The 14,226-nt window shown below is 73.8% G+C and carries 19 protein-coding genes; 17 read left to right on the plus strand and 2 right to left on the minus strand.

Going from position 1 to position 14,226, the window contains the following annotated elements:
* Positions 1 to 122 precede the first annotated feature (122 nt).
* The 8 genes from D5H75_RS38060 to D5H75_RS38095 all read left to right on the plus strand — a co-directional run bounded on the left by D5H75_RS38060 (position 123) and on the right by D5H75_RS38095 (position 4,836).
* Positions 123 to 560 carry a hypothetical protein gene (locus tag D5H75_RS38060; RefSeq protein ID WP_119931483.1) on the plus strand — a complete coding sequence of 146 codons (438 nt, stop codon included), beginning with the start codon at positions 123 to 125 and terminating at the stop codon, positions 558 to 560.
* Between the two features lie 451 nt (positions 561 to 1,011).
* Positions 1,012 to 2,175, plus strand: a complete 1,164-nt coding sequence (locus D5H75_RS38065; RefSeq protein ID WP_119931484.1) for a hypothetical protein — start codon at positions 1,012 to 1,014, stop codon at positions 2,173 to 2,175.
* Between the two features lie 18 nt (positions 2,176 to 2,193).
* Positions 2,194 to 2,535 carry a hypothetical protein gene (locus D5H75_RS38070; protein WP_147425428.1) on the plus strand — a complete coding sequence of 114 codons (342 nt, stop codon included), beginning with the start codon at positions 2,194 to 2,196 and terminating at the stop codon, positions 2,533 to 2,535.
* Entirely contained in the window at positions 2,519 to 2,761 is a 243-nt protein-coding gene (locus D5H75_RS38075) for a hypothetical protein (RefSeq protein WP_242454757.1), read from the plus strand. Before D5H75_RS38070 ends, D5H75_RS38075 begins: the two co-directional genes overlap by 17 nt.
* 318 nt (positions 2,762 to 3,079) lie before the next feature.
* Positions 3,080 to 3,424, plus strand: coding sequence for a hypothetical protein (locus tag D5H75_RS38080; RefSeq protein WP_119931486.1), 345 nt, complete (start codon positions 3,080 to 3,082; stop codon positions 3,422 to 3,424).
* A gap of 4 nt (positions 3,425 to 3,428) precedes the next feature.
* Positions 3,429 to 3,818 (plus strand): hypothetical protein, encoded by a 390-nt coding sequence (locus D5H75_RS38085; protein WP_119931487.1) that lies wholly within the window; start codon positions 3,429 to 3,431, stop codon positions 3,816 to 3,818.
* A 47-nt stretch (positions 3,819 to 3,865) separates the two neighbouring features.
* Positions 3,866 to 4,150 carry a hypothetical protein gene (locus D5H75_RS38090; RefSeq protein ID WP_119931488.1) on the plus strand — a complete coding sequence of 95 codons (285 nt, stop codon included), beginning with the start codon at positions 3,866 to 3,868 and terminating at the stop codon, positions 4,148 to 4,150.
* Complete coding sequence (locus D5H75_RS38095; RefSeq protein ID WP_119931489.1) at positions 4,147 to 4,836, plus strand: apurinic/apyrimidinic endonuclease family protein; 690 nt, start codon at positions 4,147 to 4,149, stop codon at positions 4,834 to 4,836. Before D5H75_RS38090 ends, D5H75_RS38095 begins: the two co-directional genes overlap by 4 nt.
* A 217-nt stretch (positions 4,837 to 5,053) precedes the next feature.
* On the opposite strand, the gene D5H75_RS42400 is transcribed toward D5H75_RS38095, so the two are convergent.
* Positions 5,054 to 5,215: a hypothetical protein gene (locus D5H75_RS42400; protein WP_202638924.1), complete on the minus strand. Its 162-nt coding sequence runs from the start codon at positions 5,213 to 5,215 to the stop codon at positions 5,054 to 5,056.
* A gap of 85 nt (positions 5,216 to 5,300) precedes the next feature.
* On the opposite strand from D5H75_RS42400, the gene D5H75_RS38100 reads away from it, so the two are divergent.
* The 4 genes from D5H75_RS38100 to D5H75_RS38115 all read left to right on the plus strand — a co-directional run bounded on the left by D5H75_RS38100 (position 5,301) and on the right by D5H75_RS38115 (position 6,702).
* Positions 5,301 to 5,738, plus strand: a complete 438-nt coding sequence (locus D5H75_RS38100; RefSeq protein ID WP_119931490.1) for a hypothetical protein — start codon at positions 5,301 to 5,303, stop codon at positions 5,736 to 5,738.
* Entirely contained in the window at positions 5,735 to 6,058 is a 324-nt protein-coding gene (locus tag D5H75_RS38105) for a hypothetical protein (RefSeq protein ID WP_119931491.1), read from the plus strand. The genes D5H75_RS38100 and D5H75_RS38105 overlap by 4 nt, the downstream gene beginning before the upstream one ends.
* An 86-nt stretch (positions 6,059 to 6,144) precedes the next feature.
* A complete protein-coding gene (locus tag D5H75_RS38110) occupies positions 6,145 to 6,438 on the plus strand; it encodes a DUF6247 family protein (protein WP_119931492.1) in 294 nt (97 codons plus the stop codon).
* 6 nt (positions 6,439 to 6,444) lie between these two features.
* Entirely contained in the window at positions 6,445 to 6,702 is a 258-nt protein-coding gene (locus tag D5H75_RS38115) for a type II toxin-antitoxin system RelE family toxin (RefSeq protein ID WP_147425429.1), read from the plus strand.
* Here the strand turns inward: D5H75_RS38115 and D5H75_RS42405 are convergent.
* The gene (locus D5H75_RS42405) at positions 6,699 to 8,036 is read right to left on the minus strand and encodes an NsdA family TPR-like regulatory protein (RefSeq protein WP_242454758.1); all 1,338 of its coding nucleotides are present in this window, start codon (positions 8,034 to 8,036) and stop codon (positions 6,699 to 6,701) included. The genes D5H75_RS38115 and D5H75_RS42405 overlap by 4 nt on opposite strands.
* Positions 8,037 to 8,171: 135 nt before the next feature.
* Between D5H75_RS42405 and D5H75_RS38120 the strand changes: the two genes are divergently transcribed.
* The 5 genes from D5H75_RS38120 (at position 8,172) to D5H75_RS38140 (ending at position 14,023) form a co-directional block, all read left to right on the plus strand.
* The gene (locus tag D5H75_RS38120; protein WP_119931494.1) at positions 8,172 to 8,813 is read left to right on the plus strand and encodes a nucleoside/nucleotide kinase family protein; all 642 of its coding nucleotides are present in this window, start codon (positions 8,172 to 8,174) and stop codon (positions 8,811 to 8,813) included.
* A complete protein-coding gene (locus D5H75_RS38125) occupies positions 8,810 to 10,270 on the plus strand; it encodes an ATP-grasp domain-containing protein (RefSeq protein WP_202638925.1) in 1,461 nt (486 codons plus the stop codon). The genes D5H75_RS38120 and D5H75_RS38125 overlap by 4 nt, the downstream gene beginning before the upstream one ends.
* 12 nt (positions 10,271 to 10,282) lie before the next feature.
* Positions 10,283 to 11,983: a hypothetical protein gene (locus D5H75_RS38130; RefSeq protein ID WP_119931496.1), complete on the plus strand. Its 1,701-nt coding sequence runs from the start codon at positions 10,283 to 10,285 to the stop codon at positions 11,981 to 11,983.
* Between the two features lie 72 nt (positions 11,984 to 12,055).
* Positions 12,056 to 12,583, plus strand: a complete 528-nt coding sequence (locus D5H75_RS38135; protein WP_119931497.1) for an NUDIX domain-containing protein — start codon at positions 12,056 to 12,058, stop codon at positions 12,581 to 12,583.
* 201 nt (positions 12,584 to 12,784) lie between these two features.
* Positions 12,785 to 14,023 carry an IS110 family RNA-guided transposase gene (locus D5H75_RS38140; protein WP_119931498.1) on the plus strand — a complete coding sequence of 413 codons (1,239 nt, stop codon included), beginning with the start codon at positions 12,785 to 12,787 and terminating at the stop codon, positions 14,021 to 14,023.
* The last annotated feature ends 203 nt before the right edge of the window (positions 14,024 to 14,226 follow it).

Raw genomic sequence — 14,226 nt, forward strand, 5'->3', positions numbered from 1 at the left:
GGGCCGGATCGGTCTCGGCGTGTCGCGCGCGGCAGCGCGGTGAGCTGCGATGCAAAAAAAGTCCTGTGAAAGCTGCGTGTTCCGCTAGCGCACTAAATCTGATTAGGCTAGGAATGCTTGTCATGAGCGAGAGCAGACGAGGACGCCGCCGCAAGGGCGGTGAGCGCTTGTCCATCCGCTTCTCCGACCGGGAGCTGGTGGCCGAGATCGACGCTTGGTGCAAGGCGCGCGACCTCGCCTTCAGCGACTACGTCGGACAGCTGGTCGGCGACCTGCACGCCGGGCCCGGTCTGCCCCGGCCCGCGACGGCGCAGATCCTGGCCGTGGCCGGGGCCGGTGGCGGCATCGCCCGTAGTGTGCGCTTCGCCGACGCCGCCCTGCTGGCGCAGGTGCGGGAGTTGGCGGCGCAGCTGGGCGTACCCGCGGGCCGCTATGTGGACTACCTCGTCCAGACGCTGCTGCGGCCCGAGGCCGCGCGCCGGGCGATGTCCGTGGTCCCGGCGGGGGTGCAGGACGTTCTCGCCTTCGATGCCCCGACGAAGAAGCAGTCTGCCGCCTGACCCGCAGGGTGTAACGGCGCAGATCCGAGGAGTGATGTAGCGACGTAGAAAAGAGAGGAGGCCCGCGTAGCGGGCCATCCCCAGGGCGTTCTGCCCACTGGCTGCCGATGTTGTAACGGACGGTTGAGCAGCCAGTTTTACCAGTTAGTTATCGCCCCTTCCGGGTGAGGCCTCTTCGCCTGCCAAAGCCGAGGCCCCGCTTGGTCGGAGCATCCACCCGTCGTGGCCGCCTCGTGCCGTAGGGCCCGGTGCGTCCGCTGATGGCGGGCGGTGGTTCCCAGTCCCCGAAGGGGCCAGGAGGTTTCCCGGCCCCGAGGGGCCAGGAGGTACTTTTTCGTTGACTGTAGCATCCGCATGCCCAAATTCCCCAGCGAGCGGAGAAATCCAAGCCCCGTGTCGGGGCGAATACCCCCGTGACCAGGCATTAGACCCAAGCCTCTCCCCGCGTGTCGTGCTGGCGCCCTCGCGGGCGGACTGGCTGGCCGTCGTCGAGGAGGTGGCGGGGGGCTCGGGGCGGCGCTCCCATTGGCGGCGCGGCCTGCTGGCCGCCTGCTGGCAGCTGGCCGTCCGGACCGACGAGTATCTGGTGACCACGCCCGCCAAAGGCGCGACCTGGGCGGAGATGGCGGCGGCCGCGCATCTGAGCCGGTCCTGCTTCGCCGAGAAGCTGGCCTGGCTGCGCGGCCAGGACCTGCTGCACGTGGTGATGACCGGCTCGATCCCGCGCACCCGGCCGGGCACCTGCTTTGGCATGTACGACGACGGGCTGGGCAACCTGGCCGCCGAGTACGCCCTGGTACTGCCGGCGCCGCTGGCGCCCGAGGAGCCGGTCCCGGAGGAGCCGCTGCCGGACTCGGCGGTGGTGGTCACCGATGAGATGACGCCGTGGCCAGAGGGGGCCACGCTGCTGCGACCCCGTCTCACCGTGGTCAGTGAAACCGCAGGTCAGAGCCCTGTGGGCGAAAGTCGGACTCCTCATTCTCCAACACTCCCCCTTGCAAACCCTGACCCTACGCGGGCGCGCGAGCTGACCGAATCGGATTCGACACCGCAGCTCGCGTGGCCGCTCGATCAAACGCCGAGATCGAGGGCCGACCGGTTGCTGCTGTGCGCGCGGCTGCAGGCCGAGGACGAGCGGCTGGCGCGCGTGTCGGCTCGGCACCTGCGCTCCCTGCTGCGCCCGCTGCTGATACACGGGGCGAGCGCGCGCGATGTCGAGTACGCGCTGACCTGGACGCCGGAGCAGACGCGCTTCCCGCGCACCGAGGACCCGCGCTACCTGCCGGGCTGGATCCGGCACCGGGTCGCGGCCTGGGTGGGCGAGGACGGCGCGCTGCGCGCGCCGCTGCCCTCGCAGGCTCGGGCGGCCGCCGCCGCGCGGCGGCACGAAGAGCAGCAGCGACGACGGGCCGAGCGTGCCGCCCTGCAAGAGCGGCGGGTGGACGTGCGCGCCCAGGCCGCGCGGGCGCGGGCGGCCTTGGCGGCCGCGAGCCCGGCGGCCGCCAAGACGCTGGCGCTGCGCTCCTCCGCGCCGTCCGGCCGTCCGGCAGATCCTCCCTGGTCGCCCGAACCGCACGCGCGCGCGAGGGCGGACGAACTACTGTCGGCCGGATGAACCGGGGCGAAGGAGACGATGATGGGGATGCAGATGCTCATCGCGCTGCTGGTGCTCCTGGCCGGGCTGGCGTCCGGATACCTCGTGGGGTTCGCGCACGGCCGCGCGCAGGTGCGGCCGCCGGTGCCCCGGGCGGTGTGCGGCTGCGGACATACGCTCGGCTTCCATCAGGGCGGCACCGGCCCCTGCCACGGCCGGGTCGACCGGCAGGCCCCGTCCTGGGGCCACGGCCACGGCCACGGGCACGAGCCGGTGCGCGAGCGGTGCACGTGCCGGCTCTATGACGGTCCGGAGCTGCTGGGCCGGGTGATCGCGCCGGAGCTGGTGGAGCGGGAGGACGGCGATGACCAGGGCGCATGAGGTGATCACGGTCGCGCTGACCAAGCGGACGACGCAGGCGCTGGCGCGCGAGCACGAGCGCTCGGGCGACACGCGCACCGACATCATCAACCGGGCGGTGCAGGTATATGAGGAGGTGGAGGAGGCGCGCCGCCAGGGCAAGATCATCTATCTCTACGATCCCGAGACGGGCGCGCGGGAGCGGCTGATCATCGGCACCCTGCCGCCCGATGAATCTACAACGTAAAGCCGCCGGGACCGCACCCCCGCCCGGTGTTGTTCGACGAACCCGGCCGGCTCCGCCGGCCAACCCCGCACCAGATGCCCGGCCCATGCCGCACTGTCCGGATTACCAGGAGGGGGAGCGCCCGCCGTACGGCGGCCCTCCCCCCGAGAACGGTCTTCAGACCCGCCTTTACAAAGTAGACCAGAACGTGCGCGGGGGACGGGGCCAGGCCCCTTCTGCCGCAGCAACGGGTCCCCCGGCGCCGACCCGACCACCCTAGCCGCCGGACCCCCGCGGCTCCGGCACCGCCACGCCCGACACACGCCGAACGGAGCACCCATGCCCACCTACAAGATCGACCTGGTGGCCGTCGTCACCCTCGACGTCCAGGCCCCCACCGAGACCGACCTGCGCGCCGCCGTCGCCCGATGCGACAGCATCGAGGACCTCCCCCGCGCCGACCTCGGCGGCCTCCCGGCCGAGGTGATCGCCATCGCCCCCCGCACCCTGCTGGAACTCGTCGACGCCCGCGACGCCGACAACCGCCGCCTGCGCCGCGCCCTGGCCGCCTACCGCACCGCCGCCAGCGACTGCGACAGCCACGCCCTTGGCGCCGACGCCGAGCACGAGGCCGCCCAGAACCTCGCCGACGCCGTCGAAGCCGCCCTGGACGGCCTACGCTGAGCCCATGCCGCACAGCCGCCGCCTACCGGGCCGGCTCATCCGCGAGCCCGCCCCCGAGCTGACCCCCCTGCCGGGCGCCACCAGCTACGTCCTGACCGGACAGCGCTGGCGCATCGCCGTCCTGGACGACGCCGGCCCCCTCGGCGGCGCCCCCGGGCGCGGCCTGGCCCTGGTCTTCGACCTGGTGCTCGCGCCCCAGGACCGCCTGCGCGCCGCCAACCTCCTGTGCCTGGCCGTGGAGGCCGCCCTGGTCCTGGCCGACCACGGCACCCGGCTGACCCTCGGCACCCTGCTGCCGATCCCCACCAGCTCCGGCACGCACATGAGCCTGCGGGTCTGCGGCACGCTGCCCTCGGCCGAGGACGCCCCCCTGCTGTCCCTGACCTGTCCCTGACCCGGCCCGGCTGACGCGCCCGGCCGTCTTCCCACCAAGGAGCCCCCATGCCCGCCCACCCCCTGCTCGTCCCCGATACCCGCACGCGCACCTGCGTGCGCTGGCAGCTTCACTGCCCGCGCTGCCACAGCCCCGACCTGGACCGCGAGCCCCCGGGCCCCGACCACCGGGCGGTGACCCTCCACCCGGACCGGGACGAGTACCACAGCCCCATCGGCACCCGCGGCGGCTACGTCCACATCGCCCTGGCCTGCGCCTACGGGCACGAGTTCGCCGTGGTCCTGGCCAACCACAAGGGTGCCGAGTACCTCGGACTGGTGGTCGCCCCATGACCGAGCCCGACCCCGAGCCCCTGCCCCTGCAGTTGCCCCTGCAGCTGCCCGCCGGCCCCGGCGGGCCGCACCTGCTGGCCACCGACGGCTCCAGCGGTCCCGACGCCTGCGGGCACACCATCTGTGGGTATGCGGCCGTCCTCGGCGACGGCCGCGCCATCGCCGGTGCGTTCCGCCGCCCGGCGCCCCGCCGCCCGGAGGGCAGCAGCAGCAACGCCGAGCTGGCCGCCGTCCGGCACGGGCTGCGCCTGATCGAGACGGGCCCGGTCCGTCTCATGCTCGACGAGGCGGACATCGTGCAGATCGTCCGGGCCTGCGTCCAGCCCGACAGCGACCCCGACCGGCTGCACCGCTCCCGGCGGCACCTGTCGGCCGAGGCTCTGCGCGAGATCGCCGACCACGGGCGGCGCCTGCAGATCACCGTCGCCCGCGCCCATGGCGGCGCCCACAACCGCCTGCCCGTCCAGCCCGCCGCCCGCGCCGCCCACTGCCTGGCCTGGATGGCCCGCCGCGCCGAGGCCGAGGGGGTGGACCTGACCCCCATGCTGGCCGACATCGCCCGCGCCGCCACCAGCACCTCCCGGGTGCGCACCCTGGTCCGCCAGCGCTATCGGTCCGTGCTCGCCCGCCACGCGCAGATCGATGCATACCTCGACCAGATCGTGCAAGACTGGACCAATCCCTGAGGCCGGGATGGCCCGGGGGCGGCCTTGCCGAGGTCGGCCGACCGCCTGTCCTGCTCCCCGCGCATGCGGGGATGACCCCTTGGCGGTGCCGTGGCCCCACCACGGCCCGGCATGCTCCCCACGTCCGTGGGGGTGAACCCCGTTCGTCCCGTTCTGGCGGCCGGCCCCAGCACGGCGTTCGTCCGGGTCCGGCTCACGCGAGCCGGACCCGGACGGCTCAGTGCCGGCCGGGCTCGGCTATCGCCTCGGCGGGGAGGCCGCCGACCAGCAGGTGCGGGCTGGCGCAGGGGTCCAGCACCGCCGCGCTGGCGCGGTCGCGGCGCTCACGCAGCATGCGCCGCCGCCAGGACGGGGCGAGCGGGACGCCGAGGTAGGCCACGCCGGGCGGGTGCCAGGTGGGGCCCCCTAGTCCCGACCTACGCTTAGTCCCGACCTACGCTGAGCACTCCAGCGAAGGAGTGCACATGATCGAGATCCGGATATCGCAGGACGGCGCTCCCCTCACCGCCGAGGGCCCGCACAGCAGCGAGGGCGCCCGGATCATCGCCGCCGGCATCGGCGAGGCCGTCCGCCTGCTCAATCACGCCACCTGGGGCGGCGCCCACCTGGCCAGCCCCGCCGCCGTCTACAGCATCTACGGCAGCCTGGCGGACGCGGCGCGCAGACTCCCGCAGGCGCTGACCCAGATGGAGCAGCACATCGCCGACGCCGTGGCCGACGGGACCGTCCGCGAGGACCCCGACTACGGCTCCCACGGTGGCCACGCCCAGGCCGCCGCCGCCGAGACCACCGAGCTGACCCGGCAGGCCTGCGCCGCGGCCGGTGAGCTGTCCCGGCTGCTGGACCGGCTCCAGTCCGCCGTGGGCGGACTGGCACGGGTCGACCCCGGCCCGGACCGGTGAGCACGATCAACCCGTGGCTCGCGCGCGCCGGCCTGGACTTGGACGCGCTGCCCGGCCTGCCCCTGGTGCGCCTGCGCGGAGCCGGCCACCGCCCCCCGCAGCGCAAGCTCGCGCTCTGGCTGGCCCTGAGCGACGGAACGCTGCGCGCCCTGCTCGCCTGGCCGGTCCTGGTCGAGACGGTGGGGTTCCAGGTGCGCGGCGAGCCCCTCGTGTGGCTGCTCGGCTGGTACGAGGAGGATGAGCTCGACCCCCTCGACGGGTGGGCCGAGGCGTACGAGGACGTGCCGGTCCTCGATCCTGAGGGACGACGGGTGCAATAGCGGGCGCGGCGCTCTTCCCCGGCGCCCCGCCGTACATCTGCCTACACTGGAAAACCGTGACCGCCGTGCATATCCCAGGAGGGGCGATGAGCGTCATCCACCGCTCGCGAGCCGACGTGCCCAGCCTGACCCCCGAGTCCATCCTGTCGCACCTGCCGGAGGAGTACCGGAGCGGTTTCCTGGTCGAATACCACGCCGCCCTCAAGCAGGCCTACGACCCCACCCGCTACGACGCCATCGACAAGGTGCTGCGCCTGTGGCGGCTGCAGGCCGTGGCCCTCTCCGACCCCACCTACCGGCAGCGGATGGCCGACGCCGAGCGCGGTGAGCCCGGCGTGCCGGCCGAGGACGTCATCCCCGGCTGGGCCAATCGGTCGTAGGCCGCGGTGAAATATCAGGTGGAGTTCGCCGCCACCGCGGCGGCCCAGATCCCCGGCCTGCCCGAGCTGGCCTTCGTCGCCATCGTCTCGGCCCTGGCCGGCATCCGCACCAACCCCTGGCATGGCCTGCCCGTCTACGGTGCGCCGCCGGAGTACCGGATGGTGACCGTCAGTGACACGCGCGGCGGCGAGGGCCTGATCACCTACCGCGTGGATCAGGAACGCGCGCTCATCCACGTCTTCGACATCACCTGGTTGGACTAACGCCCCGGCACAGCCGACAGCAGCCGGTCAGCGTCGGCCACCTGGGCATTGCGCCGGTACGGCTGCCAGGCCGCGCGCAGGCGGCGTACCTCCTGCTGCACCCGCGCCGACCTGATGTCCTGCACCGATCCCAGATCCAGCGCCACCGCCGCCGCGTGATCCACCTCCCCCGCACGCAGCCACGCCTGCGCCGCGCGCGCGCCGATCAGCGCCCGGGTGCGGCGCTCCACAGAACGACGGCTGGCCATCGAGGCGCTGAAGTGCCGAGCCGCGCCCGCATCGTCGCCGAGTTTGCCCAGCGCCAACGCGGTGGCGTGTTCTAGCGATTCGCGCCGGAAGTTCCCCGTCCATTCGCTTTGCGGCACCGAGTCGGCCCGCTCCAGCAGCGACTCGGCCTGACGCAGCAGGCTCAGCGACGCCCACCGGTCACCCATCCCGCCCTGCGCCTCGCCCTGCATCGCGCGCACCCACGCCCGGGTCCGCGCCGAACCGCCGGCCCCGAGCGCCGCTGCGGCGGCGTCGGCCAGGTCCCGCGACTGGCGCACGTGACCGAGCTCGGCGGCCTGGGCGGCCATCGAGCGCAGCGCCGTGGCCCGCAGCACCCGGTCCCCGGCCTGGTCGGCCAGCCGTACCGTGCTGGCGTAGTACCGCTGGGCCAACCCATTGGCCCCGTCGTCGGCCGCCATGTAGGCGGCTAGGTACGTCAGTTCGCCGGCCGCGACGAACATCTGCGGCTGGGCCCGGCCGCGTGTCCCGCGCAGCAGCGGGACGACCTCGCTCACCAGGTAGGCCGCCACCGCCGCGCGCGCATGGCCCCCGCCGTACAGGTCGTCCAGGTCGGCGAACACGCGCGTGCTGGCCCGCACCCGTTCCACATCGGCCGAGCCGCCGCGCCGGGGCGCGGGCGGATGGTCAGGCGGGGGTGGCACGGCGGTCAGTTCGGCCAGCGCGAGCGCGCCCGCGGTCAGCACGGTGCGGCGGTGGAGCATGTCATCCTCCCCCAGGGCGGCCAGCCGGTCGACCGGGTCGCCCTGCCATAGATCGTGCCCTGGCGCCGCGATCGCCACCAGGGGCCAGCCCAAATCCGCCGAGGTCAGATCGGGGCGGCCCAGGCGGCGGCGGAACGCCTCCGTCGCCGCGCATATACCCGCCGGGAGCGGGACGCTCCCGGTCAGCCAGTGGCCGACCGTTGAATGGTCGTAGCTGAGCTTGACTCCCATCTCTGCGGCGACCGCGTTGACGTTGGCGGCCACGGCGGCTCGCGTCCAGCGGGCCTGGCGGATGAGCGTGTTCAGCGCCTCGTTGACGATCGGGCGCGTGCGCGGAGGAGTCACCCTGATCCCCATTCACATCGGGTTCACATGCACGCCCCCTCGACCTTGCGCCCTACGCGGTGCACCGTCAATAGCACGAGCTGTGACCGTATAGGTGCAGGCCACAACCCGATCACCACCACCCGGAGGAGCGCCATGCGCGTCCTGATCGACGGGCTCGACCTGACCGGCAAGACCACCCTGGTCCATCACCTGATCACCGAGCTGGGCCAGCGCGGCGTGCCCGCCCGCTCCCACACCTGGATGCTGTCCCCGTACCACCCCCTGGCCGGGCCGCTGCGGCGCCTGCCGCGCGTGCGCCAGCCCGACTCGGCCCTGCTCACGGCCGCCCTGCTGGGGCCGGGCTACCTGCTCGACGCCCTGCTGGTGCGGCTGCGCGCCCCCGAGCCGCCCGGCACCGTCCTGATTCAGGACGGCTATGCCGATCGCACGGTTGCGTTCGGAATGGCGGGCGGGCCGTACCTGGCCGCCTGCCTGGCGCTGCGCTGGCCGCTGTTCGCTCCCTTCGACGCCGCCGTGTACCTGCACGCCCCCCGCCAGGTGCGCGCCGCCCGGCTGGCCGAGCGCGCCGACCCCGACCCGGGGGACGTGCGCAGCGTCGAGGACGCCAGCTTCGCCGCGACCTTCGAGGCCATGCTCGTGCGCGGGATGGGCCGCCGTCATGAGCGGCTGCTCGTCTTCGACACCGCCAGCTCATGCCCGGCGGGCATGGCCCGCCAGATCGCCGACCTGCTCGCGCCCCAGCCCGCGCCCGTCGCGGTGGAGCGCGCCGCGTGAGCACGCCCCTGGACGCCGCGCGGGCCGACGCCGCCGGGCATGAGCTGGCGGCGGCCCTGAACGGCCGCCCGCTCGTCATGGTCGAGCGCTTCACCGCCGCCGGGCGCACCGGCTACTGCGGACCGGCTCCGCTGCCGATGCTGCGGCCCGCGCTGAGCATCGGCTGCTACCGGTCCTGGGAGCCGGCCCAGCCCGAGGCCGTCATCGCCGCCGAGGACCTGAGCCGGGTGCGCTCACCCCAGACGCGGCGCGACTGGCTGAACCTGGTCCGCCACCCGGCCGCCGCGCTCCTGGGCGCGATGGAGCGCTCTGCCGTCATCGCCGCGTGGTACGGCATGCCGCTGCTGCGCGAGCTGGCCGGCCCGGCCGGGACGGTGGCGGCCACCGCCGGCGAGGTGCGCGCCCGCATCGAGGACAAGATCGCCTTCGACGCGGTCCTGCGCCAGGCCGGCGTGCCCGCGTCCGCGCGCATCCCCTGCGTCCACCTCGATCGCCTCCCGGCCCTGGCCGAGCTGCGCCGGGCCGTGGGAGGCGAGGTCGTCGTGGTTCAGGCCGCCGGGGTCAGCTCCGGCGGCCGCGGCACCGTCATCGTGCGCGAGGCGGCCGACCTGGACCGCGCCGCCGCACTGCGCGGGCCGTACCGGGTGGCCGCCTATATCGACGGCTGGCCGTCCAACACCACGGTGCTGTCGATCCCTGACGATGACGGCATCCGGGTGTACGTGGACCGGCCCAGCCACAAGAGCGTCGGCGTGGCCGCGCTGGGCATCGGCGAGGCCAAGAGCGCGGGCAACGACTGGTCGTCGCCCTGGCCGGCGCCGGTGACCGTCCAGCTCATCGACTGCGCCGAGCGCATCGCCGCCTGGGCCTGGCGCGAGCACCGCGCCTGCGGCCTGTTCGGCCTGGACGCCCTGATCACCGAGGACGGCCGGGTCCACCTCAACGAGATCAACTGGCGCAACCAGGGCACCACCGAGGTGTCCGGCGTCAACCAGCAGCTTCGGGGATTGCCGCCGTTCCTGGCCGCGCACCTGATCTGCCAGCTCGGCGGCCGGGTCGGCGACTGGCTGGGCGACCCGGATGCGTTCAACCGCGCCACCGTCGCCCAGGCCGCCGCCGGCGGCGGCCCGTTCTACGTCAAGACCCGGTGGCGCGAAGCGTTCCCGGCCCGCATCGCCCGGGAGAACCCCAGTGGCGTCTACCGACTGGAGGAGGACGGGCGGCTGCACTTTGTCCGGCCCGGCGCGCACCCGGCCGACGCCGCGCTCGACCACGGGCAGGTGCTGCTGGCCAACCTGCCCGCCCCCGACATCACCTGCTTGCCCGGCGCCGAGCTGTGCACCATCGAGGGACAGGCTCGCGTGAGACAGCCCTTCGACGGTCCCGACTCGGCCTCGGAGCTCATCCAGCGCGTGCACGCGGCCGTGCACGCGCTGTTCACCCCCCACCCCCACTGAGGAAGGTCACTCATGCCCCTCGCCCCCGTGGCGGCCCTTCCGGCCGCCCCGCTCGACTCGGCGCTGCTGGACCAGCTGCGCACCTTGCCCGATGAGGCGTTCACCCGCCTGCAGTACCTCACGCCCGCCGCCGGCTGCGCCAACCGCTGCGCCTTCTGTAGCCAGGCCGCCGGCCGCGACATCTGGCAATTCACCGCGCCGGGCCTGACCGCCTTCACCCGCGCCTTCGCCGCCGTGGCGCGCGAGCGCGGGCTGCACATCGCCGGCGGCCGCGCCCACCGGCCCGGGGTGCTGTTCCCCTACCTGGACAACGACATCTTCAGCTACCCGCACCTGGACGTGCTGTGCGGCCTGGCCCGCGACGTGCTCGACGTGCGGCTGCGCGTCTCCTCGGTCGGCTTCTCCCGGCACAACGCGGACCTGGTGGCGATGCACGCCCGGATCGCCGCCGAGCACGGCGCGGTGTTCGACGGGATCCGGCTCTCGCTCACGCCGTACACCATCGGCTGGACCGGGGCCGATCCCGGCACCGACCGGTCCGAGTTCATCGCCGACTTCGCCCACGCCCTGGCCACCTACCGGCCGGTATTCGACCAGCTCGGCCACGGCCCGGCCACCGCCGCCGTGGAGATGCGATTCGCGCCCCTGCTGGGCCTGGCCGAGCTGGTCGACACCGTGATGGCCGGGCGGCACGTGCTGGGCTGCGGCCCGCACCTGCTCATCGCCTGTGACGAGCACGACGGGCAGGGCCTGCCGCTGACCGAGATCGCGCGGCTGGACGAGCGCACCCAGCCGGTGTTCACCGAGCCCGGCCGCCGTTACCTGCACCTGGTCGGCGACCATCTGGACGTCAGCCCGGCGACGGTGCGCGCGGCGCTGGCCGGGGAGTTGACGGTGCCGCACCGGGCCCGGCACGTGCAGCTGCACCGCTTCGCCAACGCCGCCGACGGCGACTACTACGCCGCCGACCCCGACTTCCACATCGACGGCACCTTCCGCGCCCTGCACCTGTACCCGGCGACCGAGACCCGCACCCGCTCGGGCTACACCGACGCCACCCGCTGGCTGCTCAACACGCTGCTCGCCTACAAGGCCGCGCATGACCTGGGACGCCGCGACCCGTTCGCGGCGGCCACGGCGGGCGACGTGGCCGCCGTCCTGGCCGACCTGGAGGCCACCGCCGCCGCGCTCGCCAGCGGCGTGGACGCACGCGCGGCCGACCACCTGACCCAGGTGGTCATCCCGATGGCCCGCGGCTACGCCCAGGCGCTGGAGTTGGCGGACTATCCGCCTGCGACGTTCTTCTCCCGCGACTTCTCGGTGGACACCGGGCAGATCGTCAACCAGGGCCGGGCCATGGGCCTGTTCCGGGGGCTGGTGAGCCTGGACGGCGAGCCGATGACGCCGCGTGAGGAGCGCGGCTTCGGCGCCGCGTCCCTGTCCAGCGTGCGCGGCCCGATCTGGCGCATCGCCCCCGTGCCGTACGCCGACGGGGGCCAGCTGGCGCCGGCCCTGGCCGGAGGCAAGAACAGCGTCGCCGATCGACCCACCGTGGTGATCGAGGAGCTGGACCCCTGCCACCTGCGGCCCGTCATGCGCGGCAGCTGCACCCGGCTGCGCCGCTTCACCGTCACGGGCGTCGAGGTCGAGCGGGTGAGCCTGGCCCAGGCTCGCGCCGACCTGGGCCTGCCCGGCCTGCTCCCGGTCGCCTGAGACTGGTCCCGGCGCGGGCGGCGATCACCGATTCACCCGCGATCGCCGCCCGCGCCGGGAATACTGCCCTGCATGAGCCAGCCAGAGCCGTTCTCCCGTATCAAGATCCGGGTCGGCGCCGTGGTGTTCTGCGGCGACGACGTCGCGCTCATCCGCCGCGACCGACCCACCGGCAGCCACTACACCCCGCCGGGGGGCAACGTCCGCGCCGGCGAGCCCCTGCCCGATGCCCTGGCCCGGGAGATGTCCGAGGAGCTGCACTTAGACCTGGCCGAGGCCAGCGCGCCCGAGCTGGCCTGGATCTGCGACCAGATGGTCTCCCGGCCCGGCCCCACCCCGCCGCCCCGCAAGATCCACATGATCTTCCGGTGTCACATCACGCCACAGGTGCGCCAGGGGCTGGCCACCGTGGAGTACGACGCCCAGCCCGACGGCTCGGCCGAGCCGGGCGTCATCGAGTGGGTGGACTACCGCAAGGCGGACCGGCTGCCGTTGTTCCCGCTGGTCGGCCAGGCCCTTGCGGCTCTTGCCCACCCCCGGGCCCCGATCGACGCCGTTCTCCTGCCGGCCGCGACGGATGCGACCTACACCTGGCGCTGACCGCGTTCCCCTGACCGCGTTCCCCTGACCGCGTTCCCCTGAGGGCGAAACTCCCATATCGGAAGTCACGCCCCCCTAGAGTGCTATCGCCGGGACGCGGCACGCCCCTTGCGATCCTGGGCCCCTCGCAGTCCTCATTCTGAGAACGCGCGGCCCCGTTCCGGCTCCAACGAGCACGGCAGGGCGAAGGAGGACACCCGCGTGGCGCGGTGGTGGATGGGGATCGACTGGGCCGAGGGCCTGCACGATGTGGCGGTCGTGGACGAGGACGGCCAGGTGGTGGCGCGGGCCCGCATCCGCGAGACCCCCGAGGGGGTCAAGGAGCTGCTGGCGCTGCTGTCGGGGCTGAGCACCTCCAAACGCCACTCCCGCCGCCAGGTGCCCATCGCGATCGAGACCAGTCGCATCCTGCTGGTGCACGCCCTGCGCCAGGCCGGCCTGCAGGTCGTGGCGATCAATCCCATGGTCGTCGCCCGATACCGGGGGCGGGTGTCCCCGGCCCGGCGGCGCAAGAGCGACCGGGGCGACGCCGAGCTGCTGGCCAACATCATCCGGGTCGACGCCCACCTGCACCGGCCGCTGCCCCGGCCGGGGCTCCAGGCCCAGGTGGTCACCGAGCTGTCGCGGGCTCAGCGGCACGCGGTGCGCGAGCAGCACCGGCAGCTGGGACGGCTGCGCAGCCTGGTGCGCCTGTACTACCCGGCGGCGTTGTCGGCCTTCGACGGACGGTCGGGGCTGCTGCGTCCCGAGGCCCGCGCGCTGCTGGCGGCCGCGCCCACGCCGCGCGCCGGGGCCCGGCTGCGGCACCGGCAGATCGCCGACCTGCTTGTGGCGGCCGGGCGCACCCGCCTGATCGACGAGCAGGCCGCGCGCATCGGGGAGCGGCTGCGCACGCCGCAGTTGCGCCGCGCGCCCGAGATCGAGGCGGCGATGGGCGAGGCGATGCTGGCCACGCTGGCGCTGACCACCCAGGCGTGCGCGCAGGTGGAGCAGCTGACCGCGCAGATGACGAGCGCGTTCGAGGCGCATCCGCACGCGCCCCTATATCGCAGCATGCCGGGGGTGGGGCCGGTGATCGGGGCGCGGCTGCTCGGCGAGATCGGTGATGATCTGGACCGGTTCGCCTCGGCCCGGTCGTTGCGGGCCTACGCCGGGGCGGCGCCGCTGACGTGGGCCAGCGGGAGCACCAGGACGGTGCGGGCGCGCCGCTTCGCGCTCAACGGGCTGCTGCGGGAGTCCGGGCACCACTGGGCGTTCGCGTCGCTGACCCGGTCGGTGGGAGCGCGGGCGTACTACGACCGGCGGCGGGAGGCGGGGGACGGGTTCGCCGCCGCGCTGCGCCGCCTGGCCGGGCGGTTGCTGACGTGCCTGTACGGGTGCCTGCGGACGGGGGTCTGCTACCGGGAGGAGATCGCCTTCCCCTCGATCGCGGCGGCCTGAGTCGGGGGCCTGCGAGCGGGCGGCCGGGGAACACACCTGAGTATCACCCAGGGCGGCGTCGAGCCCTGACGTGGGATTGGTGCCCCGGCCGCCGCACGGCTCTCCCGCACTTGTTTGGGCACGTATCAGTCTGTTGCGTATTCGCACGATCTATGCGATACTGGACGTAGCGCGCTCTTTCTGTGCGCGCGATCATGATCATG

It is taken from the genome of Bailinhaonella thermotolerans (assembly GCF_003594875.1).
In the GTDB taxonomy this organism is placed as follows: Bacteria; Actinomycetota; Actinomycetes; order Streptosporangiales; family Streptosporangiaceae; genus Bailinhaonella; species Bailinhaonella thermotolerans.

What these genes read in the sequence shown, in the direction of transcription:
- D5H75_RS38110 (WP_119931492.1), top strand. Translation starts at nt 6,145, where the DNA reads ATGAGCGTCATCCACCGCTCGCGAGCCGACGTGCCCAGCCTGACCCCC.
- D5H75_RS38100 (WP_119931490.1), top strand. Translation starts at nt 5,301, where the DNA reads ATGATCGAGATCCGGATATCGCAGGACGGCGCTCCCCTCACCGCCGAG.
- D5H75_RS38095 (WP_119931489.1), top strand. Translation starts at nt 4,147, where the DNA reads ATGACCGAGCCCGACCCCGAGCCCCTGCCCCTGCAGTTGCCCCTGCAG.
- D5H75_RS38070 (WP_147425428.1), top strand. Translation starts at nt 2,194, where the DNA reads ATGATGGGGATGCAGATGCTCATCGCGCTGCTGGTGCTCCTGGCCGGG.
- D5H75_RS38090 (WP_119931488.1), top strand. Translation starts at nt 3,866, where the DNA reads ATGCCCGCCCACCCCCTGCTCGTCCCCGATACCCGCACGCGCACCTGC.
- D5H75_RS38080 (WP_119931486.1), top strand. Translation starts at nt 3,080, where the DNA reads ATGCCCACCTACAAGATCGACCTGGTGGCCGTCGTCACCCTCGACGTC.
- D5H75_RS38060 (WP_119931483.1), top strand. Translation starts at nt 123, where the DNA reads ATGAGCGAGAGCAGACGAGGACGCCGCCGCAAGGGCGGTGAGCGCTTG.
- D5H75_RS38135 (WP_119931497.1), top strand. Translation starts at nt 12,056, where the DNA reads ATGAGCCAGCCAGAGCCGTTCTCCCGTATCAAGATCCGGGTCGGCGCC.
- D5H75_RS38120 (WP_119931494.1), top strand. Translation starts at nt 8,172, where the DNA reads ATGCGCGTCCTGATCGACGGGCTCGACCTGACCGGCAAGACCACCCTG.
- D5H75_RS38075 (WP_242454757.1), top strand. Translation starts at nt 2,519, where the DNA reads ATGACCAGGGCGCATGAGGTGATCACGGTCGCGCTGACCAAGCGGACG.
- D5H75_RS38085 (WP_119931487.1), top strand. Translation starts at nt 3,429, where the DNA reads ATGCCGCACAGCCGCCGCCTACCGGGCCGGCTCATCCGCGAGCCCGCC.
- D5H75_RS38130 (WP_119931496.1), top strand. Translation starts at nt 10,283, where the DNA reads ATGCCCCTCGCCCCCGTGGCGGCCCTTCCGGCCGCCCCGCTCGACTCG.